Below are 13,300 nucleotides of genomic sequence, written 5' to 3' on the forward strand. Positions count from 1 at the left end.
CAGCCGCGAGCTTTGAGGGTGATGGCGCGAAGAGCTCGCGGCTGAAGCCGCTCCTACAGCACCGACAGCCGCGGCTGGGACATCGGCTGAAATAGTGTCCGCCCGCGCCCGATGGCAGCATGCCGCCCCATGCACGGCCACTCCCATTCGCATGCCCATGGCTCCTCGACGCGCGCGTTCGCGGCGATCACGCTGATCAATCTCGCGTACACGGCGCTGGAAGCCGGCTATGGCTTCGCCACCGACTCGCTGGCGCTGCTGTCGGATGCGCTGCACAACTTCGGCGACGTGCTCGGGCTCGGCCTGGCCTGGGGGGCGGCGGCGCTGGCCAAACGCCGGCCCACCGAACGCCACACCTATGGCTGGCGGCGCGCGACGCTGCTGTCGCCGCTGGCCAATGCCACCCTGCTGATCGCCTTTTCCGGCGCGCTGACCTGGGAGGCGCTGCGTCGGCTCGGCGCACCGCCGCAGATCCCGGGAATGCCGGTGATCGTGGTCGCGGCGATCGGCATCGCCGTCAACCTCGGCGCGGCCTGGTTCGTGCGCGACGGCCACGCCAACGACCTCAACCGCCGCGGCGCCTTCCTGCACCTGGTGGCCGATGCCGCGGTGTCGCTTGCCGCGGTGCTGGCCGGCATGGGCATGTTGTGGCTGGGCTGGTCCTGGCTCGACCCGGTGACCGCGCTGCTGGTCGGCGCGGTGGTCGCCATCGGCGCCTTCGCCCTGCTGCGCGACAGTTTCAACGCGACGATGGACGCGGTGCCCGACAGCATCGACCGGGCCGCGGTGCAGGCCTTCCTTGCCGGACAGCCGGGGGTGGCGGCGGTTCATCACCTGCACATCTGGGCGCTGGGGTCGGACGAGATCGCGATGACCGCGCACCTGGTCCGGGAAGAAGGCGACGACCACGATGCATTCCTCGCCGGTGTCGTGCACGAACTCGACCAGCGCTTCGGCATCCAGCACCCGACCCTGCAGATCGAGCGCGGCGGAGCGTGTGGGCAAGGTGTGCATGCGGAGGCTGGGCATCGTCATTGAGAGCGCCCACCCGCCTGTCTCCGCGCGGTGGCTTTTGCAGGAGCGGCTTCAGCCGCGAGTTCTTGCCTTTGTCCGGGGATATGCCTGAAAGCTCGCGGCTGAAGCCGCTCCTGCAAGAGCTTCTCCGACAAATTGCCGGAATGCGCGGGAACCAAGGATAGGAGGCGAGGGTTCGCCACGCTGCGAATCGGAATTTCGTTGCCGCCATCCATGGCGCAACAACGTTGGCCCCTGATCGCCCCTCCCGGCCCTCCTTGGCCGGGCGCCCAGCAGCGCACGAACCAATGGTTCGTGGGCGCGCCGCTTCACCCCTTATAATCCCGCGATTAAGCAATCGACCCGGAGCCGGCCATGATCGACGACATCAAGAAGGATGCGCAGACCCGCATGCACAAGAGCGTGGAGGCGCTGCGCCACGACCTGACCAAGGTCCGCACCGGCCGCGCGTCCACCGCCCTGGTCGACCACCTGAAGGTCAATTACTACGGCTCGGACATGCCACTGACCCAGGTGGCCAGCGTCGCCGTCGCCGATGCGCGCTCGCTGGTCATCACGCCGTGGGAGAAGCAGATGGTCGGCCCGGTCGAGAAGGCCATCCTGGCTTCCGACCTCGGCCTGAACCCGACCACCGCCGGCACTGTCATCCGCATCAACCTGCCCGCCCTCACCGAGGAGCGCCGCAGGGAACTGAGCAAACTGGTCCACAACGAGGGCGAGAACGCCAAGATCGCGATCCGCAACATCCGCCGCGACGCGATCCAGCAGGTCAAGGACCTGCTCAAGGAAAAGCTCATTTCCGAGGACGACGAGCGCCGCGGCGGCGACGAGATCCAGAAGCTCACCGACAAGGGCATCAAGGACGTCGACGACGTGGTCAAGGCCAAGGAACAGGAATTGATGGCGGTATGAGGACCCGGGATTCGGGATTCCCGGCCTCCCCATGACCACCCCCCGCCACCTCGCCGTCATCATGGACGGCAACGGCCGCTGGGCGGCGCGGCGCAGGCGGCCGCGCATCATCGGCCACCGCGCCGGCGCGCGCGCGGTCAACCTGTGCATCGATTTCTGCCTTGAGCGCGGCATCGCGGCGCTGACCCTGTTCGCCTTCTCCAGCGAGAACTGGGGTCGGCCGGAGGAGGAAGTCGGCGCACTCATGAAGCTGTTCCTCAATGCGCTCGAACGCGAGGTGGTCGAACTGCACCGCCGCGGCGTGCGCGTGCGTTTCATCGGCGAGCGCGAGCGCTTCAACGCGCAGATCCGCGAGCGCATGCAGGCCGCCGAGGCGCAGACCGCGGGCAACACGCGCCTGGCGCTCAACATCGCCGCCAGCTACGGCGGCCGCCAGGACATCGCCGCCGCCGCGCGGGCGCTGGCGCGCGACGTCGCCGAAGGCCGGCTGAAGCCCGAGGACATCGACGAGGCCGCCTTCGCGTCGCGCGTGGCCCTGGCCGATCTGCCGCCGCCGGACCTGTTCATCCGCACCGGCGGCGACATGCGGATCAGCAATTTCCTGTTGTGGCAGCTCGCCTATACCGAGCTGTGGTTCACCGATACCCTGTGGCCGGAGCTCGACGCCGCCACCCTTGCACGCGCGCTCGACGATTTCGCCCGGCGCGAGCGCCGCTTCGGCCTGACCGGCGAACAGGCCGCCGCACTGGAGACGTCAGAATGACCCGCACCCGAGTGATCGCCGCCCTGCTGATGGCACCGCTGGCGATCCTGGCGATCCTGTTCCTGCCCACGCCGTGGATGGCGGCGCTCGCGGCGGTGGTGTTCCTGACCGGGCTGTGGGAATGGTTGAAACTGGCCGAGGTCGACGACACCCTGCATCGCACCATCCTGCTGCTGCTGAACCTGCTGCTGATGGTGCTGATGGTGTGGGCGGCACAGGGATCGTTCGTGCTGCTGCAGATCATCGCGGTGCTCGGCGTCGGCTGGTGGCTGCTGGCGCTGCTGTGGCTGCGCTTCTACGGTTTCGCGTCCGACCACGACACCCATGCCCGCGCGTTCAAGATCGCCGCGGGCACGCTGGCGACGCTGGCGGCGTGGTGCGCGCTGGTGCTGATCCACGGCGACCAGCCCGTGCAGGCCGACCCGCCGATGGGCCACCGCTGGCTGCTGACCGCGCTGGCAATTGTCTGGGCCGCCGATTCCGGTGCCTATTTCGCCGGCCGCCGCTTCGGCGGCAAGCTGTTCAAGGGCCGCAAGCTGGCGCCGCGGATCAGCCCCAACAAGACGGTCGAAGGCCTGCTGGGCGGCCTGGTCGCCGGCGTCGCCACCGGCCTGCTGTTCGGCTGGCTGGCCGGCGCCGCGACAGCCCAACTGCCGGCGGTGGCGCTGGTCGCGGTGGCGACCGTGCTGTTCTCGGTGGTCGGCGACCTGTTCGAGAGCCTGCTCAAGCGCCACGTCGGCGCCAAGGATTCGGGCAACGTGATCCCCGGGCACGGCGGCGTGCTCGACCGTCTCGACGGCGTGCTCGCGGCTTTGCCGGTGTTCCTGCTCGGCAAGGAACTGTTGGGCTTCTGACATGCCCAGCCTGCAATCCGTCACCGTCCTCGGAGCCACCGGTTCGATCGGCACGTCAGCGCTGGACGTGATCGCCCGCCACCCGGGCCGCCTGCGCGCCTCGGTGCTGGCCGCCGGCCGCAACGTCGATGCGCTGCTCGCGCTGTGCCGCGCGCACCGCCCCGATCACGCCGCCATCGCCGATCCGGACGGCTATCCGGCGCTGCGCGACGGCCTCGCCGCCGCCGGCCTGCCCACGCAGGCCCACGCCGGCATGGACGCCATCACCGACCTCGCCGCTGGCGACGCCTGCCAGACCGTGGTCGCGGCCATCGTCGGCGCGGCCGGGCTGGATTCGACCCTGGCCGCGGCGCGCGCGGGCAAGCGCCTGCTGCTGGCCAACAAGGAATCGCTGGTGCTGGCCGGCGAACTGCTGATGGCGGCCGCCCGCGACGGCGGCGCCTGCATCGTCCCGATCGACAGCGAGCACAACGCGATCTTCCAGTGTTTGCCGGCGGAAGCCACCGCCGACCTGCGCCGCATCGTGCTGACCGCTTCCGGCGGCCCGTTCCGCGGCCACGACCGCACGCAGTTGGCCGACGTCACCCCGGCCCAGGCGATCGCGCATCCCAAGTGGTCGATGGGGCCGAAGATCTCGGTCGATTCGGCCACGCTGATGAACAAGGGCCTGGAAGTCATCGAGGCCCACCACCTGTTCGGCCTGCCGGGCGAGCGCATCGACGTGCTGGTGCACCCGCAGAGCCTGGTGCATTCGCTGGTGGAGTTCATCGACGGCTCGACCCTGGCCCAGCTGGGCCTGCCGGACATGCGCACCGCGCTGGCGGTGGGCTTCGGCTGGCCGCGGCGGATCGAGTCCGGGGTCGCGGGGCTCGACCTGCTGGCGCACGGGCGGCTGGACTTCGAGCCACCGGACACCGTCGCCTTCCCCTGCCTGCGCCTGGCGTATGCGGCGCTGGAAGCCGGCGGGACCGCGCCGGCGACCCTCAACGCCGCCAATGAAGTCGCGGTTTCATCGTTTCTTCAGGGACGGATCGGTTTCCTGTCCATTCCGGCGCTCGTCGAACAGACGCTTGCGGCGCTGCCGGCGGCGCCGGCGGCTTCGCTCGACGCGCTGCGCGACGCGGACATCCGCGCCCGCGAGTGCGCCACCCAGCTGTCTTCCCGCATCACTGCCACATGACCCAGCCCGCATGAGCCCACCCGCATGAGCACCCTTGTTGGATCCCTGTGGTGGTTCGTCATCAGCCTGGGCCTGCTGGTGACCTTCCACGAGTTCGGCCACTACTGGGTCGCGCGCCGCAACGGGGTCAAGGTGCTGCGCTTCTCGGTCGGCTTCGGCAGGCCGCTGTGGTCGCGCCGCGGCCGCGACGGCACCGAATACGTGATCGCCGCGATCCCGCTGGGCGGCTACGTCAAGATGCTCGACGAACGCGAGGCTGATGTCGACCCGGCGGAACTCGACCAGGCGTTCAACCGCAAGTCGGTCTGGCGCCGGATCGCGATCGTCGTCGCCGGCCCGGCCGCCAACCTGCTGCTGTGCGTGCTGCTGCTGTGGGCGATGTTCGTGGTCGGCCGCCCCGGCTACGCACCGGTGATCGGCCATGTCGACGGCATTGCCGCGGCCGCCGGCCTGCAGCGCGACGACACCGTGCTGGCGGTCGGCGAACGCGTCACCCAGACCTGGGATGGCGTGCAGATGGCATTGCTGCCGCACGCGCTGGACCGCCAGGACGTGGTCGTGCGCGTGCGCGATGCCGGCGGCCATGAACGCGTCCGCGACCTGAAGCTGTCCGCCCTGCCCGAGGGCCTGGACGAGCGCAGCGTGCTGCCGGGCATCGGCCTGACCGCGCGCCAGGCGCTGCTGCCGCCGGTGGTGGGCAAGGTTCGGCCCGACACCCCGGCCTGGGGCATGCTGGCCGAAAACGACCGCATCACCGCCATTGACGGCGAGCCGGTGCGCGCCTTCGACGACATCGGCCCGATGATCCAGGCCCTCGGCCGCCAGGGCGGGGAGGCGATGGTCGAGGTCGAGCGCGAAGGCCAGCGCCTGGCCCTGCCGATCACGCCCCGGCTGGCGTCGGAAGCCGGTCGCGGCGACTTCTGGATGCTCGGCATCGAACCGGTCCGGCGCAGCGAGCTGCCGCCGAAGGATGCGGTCGAGCATTACGGCCCGCTGGCGGCAGTTCCGGCCGCCCTGCGCGAGATGCGCTACCAGACCGTGCAGCTGTTCGAAATGGTCGGCCGCGTGTTCTCCGGCCGCGTTTCGGTGCAAAACTCGGTGGCCGGGCCGATCACCATCGCCCGCGCGGCGAATGCCTACGCCCAGCAGGGCGTCGCCTGGTACCTGACCATCCTCGCGCTGCTGTCGCTGAGCCTCGGCATCCTCAACCTGCTGCCGATCCCGCTCTTGGACGGGGGTCACCTGTTGTATTACCTTATCGAGTTGGTCAAGGGCAGCCCGTTAAGCGAGCGTGCGATGGCCGCAGGGCAGTATGTCGGCCTCGCCCTGCTGGCAGGACTCATGGGTCTGGCGTTCTACAACGACATCCTGAACAACTTCGTGCGGTAGCTGTCCAACCCGGCCTTGCCCTGCTTTCGCGGGGCGCCGACCCCCACCTGGATCCGATTTGATGACGCGTACCCCTACCCGCCGCCTGCTTGTCCTTGCCCTCGCCACGGCCGTCACCGCGCCTGCCGCCTGGGCCCAGCAGGCGGTCGATCCGCAGGCCGCCTTCGGTATCGCGCCCCCGCCCGCCCCCCCCACCAGCGACCTCGCACCGGCGTCCAGGCCAGACAGCAGCTTCACCGTCAGTGACATCCGCGTCGACGGCCTGCAGCGCATCGGCGCAGGCACCGTCTTCACCTACCTGCCGATCGAGCGCGGCGACAACATCGACCAGTCGCGCATCGCGCAGGCGATCCGCGCGCTGTACAAGACCGGCTTCTTCGAAGACGTGCGGATGGGGCGCCAGGGCGACATCCTGGTGATCACCGTGGTCGAGCGCCCGGCGATCAACAAGCTCACCGTCACCGGCAACAAGGACATCAAGAGCGAGGAACTGCTCAAGGGCCTGTCCGACATCGGCCTGTCCGAGGGCCAGACCTTCGACCGCCTCAGCCTGGACCGGGTCACCCAGGAGCTCACCAAGCAGTACAACAACCGCGGCAAGTACAACGTCGAGATCGCCCCCACGGTCACCAAGCTCGACCGCAACCGCGTCGACGTCACCCTGGCGATCAAGGAAGGCAAGGCGGCCAAGATCCGCCACATCAACCTGATCGGCAACGAGAAGTTCGAACAGGAAGACCTCACCGATTCGTGGGAATCGGCCGAGAGCAACTGGCTGAGCTGGTACCGGCGCGACGACCAGTACTCGCGCGAGAAGCTGTCCGGCGACCTGGAGAAGCTCAACAACTACTACCTCGACCGCGGCTACGTCGATTTCAGCGTCGACAGCACCCAGGTCGCGATCAGCCCCGACAAGAGCGACATGTTCCTGACCATGGGCCTCACCGAGGGCGACATCTACAAGGTGTCCACGGTGGAGGTCACCGGCGACACCGTGCTGCCGAAGGAAAGCATCGAGCGCATGGTGATGGTCAAGGAGGGCCAGACCTTCTCCCGCGCGTTGCTCGAAATCACGTCCAACGCAATCGTCGCCACCCTGGGCAACATCGGCTACGCCTTCGCGCAGGTGAACCCGATCCCCGACATCGACCGCGAGAACCGCACCGTCGCGATCAAGCTGCAGGTGGTGCCCGGCCCGCGCGTCAACGTGCGCCGCATCGTCTTCAAGGGCAACACCCGCACCTCCGACGAGGTCATGCGCCGCGAGATGCGCCAGTTCGAAGGCGCCTGGTACTCGCAGGTCGCGATCGACCGCTCCAAGGTGCGCCTGCAGCGCCTGGGCTTCTTCGAGCCGGGCAGCGTCGATGTCCAGACCGAACCGGTCGCGGGCACCGCCGATCAGGTCGACGTGGTCTTCAACGTCAAGGAAACCACGTCCGGCAGCTTCGTCTTCGGCCTGGGCTATTCACAGCTCTCCGGCGTCACCACCTCGATCCAGCTGTCGCAGAACAACTTCCTCGGCAGCGGCAACCGGGTCTCGGTGGAAGCCCAGCGCAACGTCTACCTGCAGCGCTACTCGTTCTCGTTCCTCAACCCCTACTTCACCGACGGCGGCCTGTCGCTGGGCTACAACCTGTGGTGGCGCGAGTTCGATAACTCCGAGTTCAACACCGCGCAGTACTCGTCGACCAGCGCCGCCGGGCAGATGGTGCTCGGCATCCCGATCACCGAATCGGACACCGTCAGCGCGGTGATCGGCATCGACCGCAACCAGATCAACACCTTCCGCGGTTCGACCCCGGACAGCATCGTCGACTACATCGACGCGCTGGACACCCGGACGTTCCACTCCTGGCGCAGCGAGCTGGCGTGGGCGCGCGATACCCGCAACGACTACCTGCAGCCGACCCGCGGCACGCTGCAACGCGTATCGCTGGAAACCACGCTGCCCGGCTCGACGGTGCAGTTCTACAAGCTCAACTACGAGTTCTCGAAGTACTGGCCGATCTCGCGGGCGCTGGTGCTCAACACCCGCATCGACCTGGGCTATGGCGACAGCTACGGCTCCGACGCGGTGCGCGTGTTCTGCCAGACCAATCCGGGCCAGCCGCCCGTCCCGTCCGCCGACGGCGTGAACATGGCAGCCGCGCAGGCCGACTGCGCGCCGGGTTCGACCTACGACAAGACCCTGGTCGCCACCGGCCTGCCATTCTTCGAGAACTTCTACGCCGGCGGCGCGCGCTCGGTGCGCGGCTTCCGCGACAACACCCTCGGCCCGCGCGAAGCGGCGTCCGGCAGCACCTACCTGCAGCCCCTGGGCGGCGCGGTGAAGACGGTCGGTTCGCTGGAAATGTTCTTCCCCACCCTGTTCGACAGCCCGGCGGCGCGCATTTCCGCGTTCGTCGACTTCGGCAACGTGTTCAAGAACGTCGACAGCGTGGAAGCCAGCGAGATGCGCGTCTCCACGGGCGTTGCGTTGATGTGGCGCGCGCCGGTGGGCCCGATCTCGATCAGCTACGCCTTCCCGCTGCGCAAGGGCGACGACGACGAGCTCGAGCGCCTGCAGTTCACCTTCGGCGGCGCGTTCTAGCGCCGCGCGGGGGCTACTGCCCATGACCGGCCCGTCCTACTCGGTGGCCGAGATCGCCGCGCGCTTCGGGCTCGAACTGCACGGCGAAGGCGACACCCGGATTTCCTCCGTGGCCACGCTCGCCCTTGCCGGCGCGGGCCAGCTCGCGTTCCTGGCCAACCCGCGCTATCGCAGCCAGCTGGCCGACTCGGCGGCATCGGCCGTGGTCATGCGCGCGGCCGACGCCGAAGGCCATGACGGCACGGCGCTGATCGCCGCCGACCCCTACGTCGCGTTCGCGAAGATCGCGGCGCTTTTCGATCCGCCACCGCCGCTGCAGCCGGGCATCCATGCCAGCGCCGTGGTCGACGCCAGCGCCCGGATCGACCCGCAGGCGCAGGTCGGCCCGTTCACCAGCATCGGTGCGCGTTCGCGCATCGCCGCCGGCGCGGTGATCGGCCCGGGCTGCGTGATCGGCGACGATTGCGTGGTCGGCGAGGGCAGCGTGCTGGTCGCGCGCGTGACCCTGGTGCGCCGCGTGCGCCTGGGCCAGCGCGTGCTGATCCACCCCGGCGCGGTGCTCGGCGCCGACGGCTTTGGCCTGGCGATGGACGCCGGCCACTGGATCAAGGTGCCGCAGCAGGGCGGCGTGGTGGTCGGCGACGACTGCGAGATCGGCGCCAACACCACCATCGACCGCGGTGCGATCGAGGACACTGTGCTTGGCGAGGACGTGCGCCTCGACAACCAGATCCAGATCGGACACAACGTGCGCATCGGCGCGCATACCGCGATGGCCGGCTGCGCGGCGGTGGCCGGCAGCGCCACCATCGGCAGCTACTGCCTGGTCGGCGGCGCCGCCGGCATCCTCGGTCATCTCGAAGTCTGCGACCGGGTGATGATCACCGCGATGAGCCTGGTTACCAGCTCGATCCGCGAGCCGGGGGAGTATTCTTCCGGCACCCCGTTGATGCCCAACCGCGAGTGGCGCAAGAACGCCGCGCGCTTCAGGCAACTCGATACCCTGGCGCGCAGGGTCAACACCCAGGGCAAACCTGCGCGCGACAAGGAGGATTGATGTCCGCACCCGTGACCATGCCGATCGACATCGCCGAAATCTGGCGCATGTTGCCGCACCGCTACCCGTTCCTGCTGATCGACCGCGTGGTCGAGTTCGAATCGGGCAAGCGCGTGCTCGGCTACAAGAACGTCAGCGCCAACGAGGCCTTTTTCCAGGGCCACTTCCCCGACAAGCCGGTCATGCCCGGCGTGCTGGTGATCGAGGCGCTGGCGCAGGCCGGCGGCATCCTGACCCAGCTCACCCGTGGTACCAGTGCCGAAGGACGGCTGTCTTACCTGGTCAAGATCGACAACGCCAAGTTCTCGCGCATGGTGGTGCCCGGCGATCGCCTCGACCTGGAAGTGACGATCAGGCGCGAGATCCGCAACATGACCCAGTATTGCGGCATCGCCAGCGTCGACGGCCAGCAGGTCGCCAGCGCCGACATCCTCTGCGCCGAGGTCCAGACCTGACATGGCCGACGCATCCATCCACGCCAGCGCGGTAGTCGATCCGTCGGCGCGGATCGGCAGCGACGTCGAGATCGGCGCCTTCACCATCATCGGCGCCGACGTCGAGATCGGCGACGGCACCCGCATCGGCCCGCATTGCAGCATCCACGGCCCCACCCGCATCGGCCGCGACAACCGCATCCACGGCCACGCCGCGATCGGCGGCGACCCGCAGGACAAGAAGTACGCCGGCGAACGCGTCGAACTGGTGATCGGCGATGGCAATGTGATCCGCGAGTTCGTTACCATCAATCGCGGCACCGGCGGCGGCGGCGGGGTGACCCGGATCGGCGACGACAACTGGCTGCTGGCCTATACCCATGTCGCCCACGACTGCCAGATCGGCAGCCACTGCGTGTTCTCCAACAACTCCACGCTTGCCGGGCACGTGGAGATCGGCGACTGGGTGATCATGAGCGGCTTCGCCGGCATCCACCAGTTCTGCCGCATCGGCGCGCACGCCTTCATCGGCATGGGCGCGTTGGTCAACGGCGACGTGCCGCCCTACCTGCTGGTCGCGTCCGACGACTACGGTCGCCCGCGCGGGATCAACAGCGAGGGCCTGAAGCGACGTGGCTTCGACGGCGACCGCATTGCGGCGATCAAGCGCGCCTACCGTGCCGTGTACGTGGCCGGTGGCAGCCTCGCCGATGCCAGGCAACGGCTCGCGGAGATGGCCGCCGAAAGCACCGACGTGCGCGACTTCCTCGATTTCATCGAGCGCGGCGAGCGGCCGTTGGCGCGGTGAGAAACCGTGGTGCGTGATTCGCCATCGACGGAAAGAGATCGCGGTGAAACAACCGCCGCTGCTGTTCCGAACCCCCAATCGCCAGGCACCGATCCCGGCTCCCCGCGTTTTGCACTGTGCGCCGGCGAGGCGTCCGGCGACCTGCTCGGCGCAGGCCTGATCGAACAACTTCGCGCACGTTTCCCGGACGCGCAGTTCGCCGGCATCGGCGGCGACGCGATGCGCGCGGCCGGCTTCGAGGCCTGGCACGACGCGCAGGAACTGGCGGTGATGGGCTTCGCCGAAGTCCTGGCGCACCTGCCGCGGCTGTTGAAGCTGCGCCGTCGTTTCCGCCAGCAGGTGCTGGACTGGAAGCCGGATGCGTTCATCGGCATCGACGCGCCGGACTTCAACCTCGGCGTCGAGAAGTGGCTCAAACAGCGCGGCGTGCGCACCGTGCACTACGTCAGTCCATCGGTCTGGGCCTGGCGCGAGAAGCGTGCGGAAAAGATCGGCCAGAGTGCGGATCGCGTGCTGTGCCTGTTCCCGATGGAGCCGCCGATCTACGCCCGCCACGGCGTCGACGCGCGTTTCGTTGGCCACCCGCTCGCCGACACGATGCCGCTGGATCCCGATTGCGCAGCCGCACGCGCCGAACTCGATCTGCCCGCAGACGCACCGGTGCTGGCGCTGCTGCCCGGTTCGCGACTGGGCGAGATCGCACGCCTGGGCGAACCGTTCCTCGAAGCCGCCGCCCGCGTCGCGCGGGAGATCCCGACGCTGCAGGTGCTGGTGCCCGCGGCCAATGCCGCCTGCCGGCAGGCGATCGAGCGCCTGCTCGCCGACCCACGCCTGTCCGCGGCCCGGTTCCGTCTCCTCGACGGCCGCGCACGCACGGCCATGGCCGCCGCCGACGTGGTGCTGCTCGCTTCGGGTACCGCGACGCTCGAGGCGATGCTGGCCAAGCGCCCGATGGTGGTCGGCTACCGCATCGCCCCGCTCACCTACGCGATCGTCAAGGGGCTGGGGATGTTGAAGGTCGATCGCTACGCATTGCCGAACGTGCTAGCCGGCGCCGACCTGGCGCCGGAACTGATGCAGGCCGACTGCACGCCCGACAAGCTCGCCGAGGCCGTGCTGGGCTGGTTCCGCAATCCGGATTCGGTGGCTTCGCTGCAGGCACGCTACCGGGAGATCCACCAGGAACTGCGGCAGGATGCCTCGTCCCGCGCCGCCGATGCGGTGGCGGAGTTGATCGGGGGCGTGCCGCGCGCCGGGCATGCCGCTGCGACAACTCCAACGCCCCGGTAACGCAGCAGCGCTGCGGACCGTGCCGCGCGGGCCCACGCGCGTTTGTGGGAGCGGCCATGGCCGCTCGCACCGGTGCCATGGATTGCCAGTGCACCCGCATTTCACTTGCGCGGCTGAAACCGGTGCCGTGCCCGCGGCATAATCGCGCCATGCTCGCGCCACCCGACTGCAACCCCGCCTCTGACCGCGCTGCCCTGCCCGGGCCGCACATCGCCGGCGTCGACGAGGCCGGCCGCGGCCCGCTCGCCGGTCCGGTGGTGGTCGCGGCCGTCGTGTTCGCACCCGGGCGCACGCCGGTCAACGGGCTGGACGACTCCAAGCAGCTCACCGCCGCACGCCGTGAAGCGCTGTATCCGCGCATCGTCGAACGCGCGCTGGCATGGAAGATCGTCTTCGTCGAAGTCGATGAGATCGACCGGGTCAACATCTTCCAGGCCACGATGCTCGGCATGCAGCGCGCGCTCGAAGGCGTGCTGCCGGCGCTGGGCGGCCAGGACTGCCTGGCCCGCATCGACGGCAATCACCTGCCGCGCCCGCTGCCCTGCCCGGCCGAGGCCTGGATCGGCGGCGACGCGCGCGACCGTTCGATCATGGCCGCGTCGATCCTCGCCAAGGTCGCGCGCGACCGCTTCATGCGCGAGTTGCACGACGCCTGGCCGCACTACGGCTTCGACCTGCACAAGGGCTACTCGACGCCGGCGCACCTGGCGGCGCTGCGCAGCCATGGCCCCTGCCCGCAGCACCGGCGCAGCTTCGCTCCGGTTCGCGATTGCGCCCAAGGCATGCTGCTTCCCGATCCGGCCTGAACGCCGGCGCGCGCGACTGCCCGGGGGCGAGCCACGCCATGTCAAGCCTTGTCCCTGCCCGGCCCGCAGCCTAACCTGCTGTTCTCATTCGCATGAATGCCGTCCATGGCGCAACGCAGCCTGCTCCGGTTCGACCGGCCCGTCCATCCATGGCCAGGCGTTCGTGGGCGCAGCAGACGCCT

At 69.1% G+C, this 13,300-nt stretch carries 12 protein-coding genes; all 12 read left to right on the forward strand.

Going from position 1 to position 13,300, the window contains the following annotated elements:
- The first annotated feature begins 129 nt into the window (after positions 1–129).
- The 12 genes from ACTJIL_RS08055 to ACTJIL_RS08110 all read left to right on the forward strand — a co-directional run bounded on the left by ACTJIL_RS08055 (position 130) and on the right by ACTJIL_RS08110 (position 13,118).
- The gene (locus tag ACTJIL_RS08055; RefSeq protein WP_440755009.1) at positions 130–1,038 is read left to right on the forward strand and encodes a cation diffusion facilitator family transporter; all 909 of its coding nucleotides are present in this window, start codon (positions 130–132) and stop codon (positions 1,036–1,038) included.
- 351 nt (positions 1,039–1,389) lie between these two features.
- Positions 1,390–1,947: a ribosome recycling factor gene (gene frr, locus ACTJIL_RS08060; protein WP_440755010.1), complete on the forward strand. Its 558-nt coding sequence runs from the start codon at positions 1,390–1,392 to the stop codon at positions 1,945–1,947.
- Positions 1,948–1,978: 31 nt separating this feature from the next.
- Positions 1,979–2,710 (forward strand): polyprenyl diphosphate synthase, encoded by a 732-nt coding sequence (gene uppS / locus ACTJIL_RS08065; RefSeq protein WP_440755011.1) that lies wholly within the window; start codon positions 1,979–1,981, stop codon positions 2,708–2,710.
- Positions 2,707–3,564 carry a phosphatidate cytidylyltransferase gene (locus ACTJIL_RS08070; protein WP_440755012.1) on the forward strand — a complete coding sequence of 286 codons (858 nt, stop codon included), beginning with the start codon at positions 2,707–2,709 and terminating at the stop codon, positions 3,562–3,564. Before uppS ends, ACTJIL_RS08070 begins: the two co-directional genes overlap by 4 nt.
- A 1-nt stretch (position 3,565) precedes the next feature.
- Positions 3,566–4,744 carry a 1-deoxy-D-xylulose-5-phosphate reductoisomerase gene (locus ACTJIL_RS08075; RefSeq protein WP_440755013.1) on the forward strand — a complete coding sequence of 393 codons (1,179 nt, stop codon included), beginning with the start codon at positions 3,566–3,568 and terminating at the stop codon, positions 4,742–4,744.
- Positions 4,745–4,768: 24 nt separating this feature from the next.
- Positions 4,769–6,133, forward strand: coding sequence for an RIP metalloprotease RseP (gene rseP, locus ACTJIL_RS08080; protein WP_440755014.1), 1,365 nt, complete (start codon positions 4,769–4,771; stop codon positions 6,131–6,133).
- A gap of 61 nt (positions 6,134–6,194) precedes the next feature.
- Positions 6,195–8,723, forward strand: coding sequence for an outer membrane protein assembly factor BamA (gene bamA / locus ACTJIL_RS08085; protein ID WP_440755015.1), 2,529 nt, complete (start codon positions 6,195–6,197; stop codon positions 8,721–8,723).
- A gap of 22 nt (positions 8,724–8,745) precedes the next feature.
- Positions 8,746–9,780, forward strand: a complete 1,035-nt coding sequence (lpxD, locus tag ACTJIL_RS08090; RefSeq protein ID WP_440755016.1) for a UDP-3-O-(3-hydroxymyristoyl)glucosamine N-acyltransferase — start codon at positions 8,746–8,748, stop codon at positions 9,778–9,780.
- Complete coding sequence (gene fabZ / locus ACTJIL_RS08095) at positions 9,780–10,235, forward strand: 3-hydroxyacyl-ACP dehydratase FabZ (RefSeq protein WP_440755017.1); 456 nt, start codon at positions 9,780–9,782, stop codon at positions 10,233–10,235. Before lpxD ends, fabZ begins: the two co-directional genes overlap by 1 nt.
- A gap of 1 nt (position 10,236) precedes the next feature.
- On the forward strand, positions 10,237–11,022 hold the full coding sequence (lpxA, locus tag ACTJIL_RS08100) for an acyl-ACP--UDP-N-acetylglucosamine O-acyltransferase (RefSeq protein WP_440755018.1): 786 nt from the start codon (positions 10,237–10,239) through the stop codon (positions 11,020–11,022).
- Positions 11,023–11,031: 9 nt separating this feature from the next.
- Positions 11,032–12,312, forward strand: a complete 1,281-nt coding sequence (lpxB, locus tag ACTJIL_RS08105; protein WP_440755019.1) for a lipid-A-disaccharide synthase — start codon at positions 11,032–11,034, stop codon at positions 12,310–12,312.
- Between the two features lie 149 nt (positions 12,313–12,461).
- Complete coding sequence (locus ACTJIL_RS08110) at positions 12,462–13,118, forward strand: ribonuclease HII (protein ID WP_440755020.1); 657 nt, start codon at positions 12,462–12,464, stop codon at positions 13,116–13,118.
- The last annotated feature ends 182 nt before the right edge of the window (positions 13,119–13,300 follow it).

It is taken from the genome of Luteimonas sp. 22616 (genome assembly GCF_052044325.1).
In the GTDB taxonomy this organism is placed as follows: domain Bacteria; phylum Pseudomonadota; class Gammaproteobacteria; order Xanthomonadales; family Xanthomonadaceae; genus Luteimonas.

Coding starts and splice junctions, on each gene's coding strand:
- ACTJIL_RS08055 (WP_440755009.1), top strand. CDS start 130: ATGCACGGCCACTCCCATTCGCATGCCCATGGCTCCTCGACGCGCGCG.
- frr (WP_440755010.1), top strand. CDS start 1,390: ATGATCGACGACATCAAGAAGGATGCGCAGACCCGCATGCACAAGAGC.
- uppS (WP_440755011.1), top strand. CDS start 1,979: ATGACCACCCCCCGCCACCTCGCCGTCATCATGGACGGCAACGGCCGC.
- ACTJIL_RS08070 (WP_440755012.1), top strand. CDS start 2,707: ATGACCCGCACCCGAGTGATCGCCGCCCTGCTGATGGCACCGCTGGCG.
- ACTJIL_RS08075 (WP_440755013.1), top strand. CDS start 3,566: ATGCCCAGCCTGCAATCCGTCACCGTCCTCGGAGCCACCGGTTCGATC.
- rseP (WP_440755014.1), top strand. CDS start 4,769: ATGAGCACCCTTGTTGGATCCCTGTGGTGGTTCGTCATCAGCCTGGGC.
- bamA (WP_440755015.1), top strand. CDS start 6,195: ATGACGCGTACCCCTACCCGCCGCCTGCTTGTCCTTGCCCTCGCCACG.
- lpxD (WP_440755016.1), top strand. CDS start 8,746: ATGACCGGCCCGTCCTACTCGGTGGCCGAGATCGCCGCGCGCTTCGGG.
- fabZ (WP_440755017.1), top strand. CDS start 9,780: ATGTCCGCACCCGTGACCATGCCGATCGACATCGCCGAAATCTGGCGC.
- lpxA (WP_440755018.1), top strand. CDS start 10,237: ATGGCCGACGCATCCATCCACGCCAGCGCGGTAGTCGATCCGTCGGCG.
- ACTJIL_RS08110 (WP_440755020.1), top strand. CDS start 12,462: ATGCTCGCGCCACCCGACTGCAACCCCGCCTCTGACCGCGCTGCCCTG.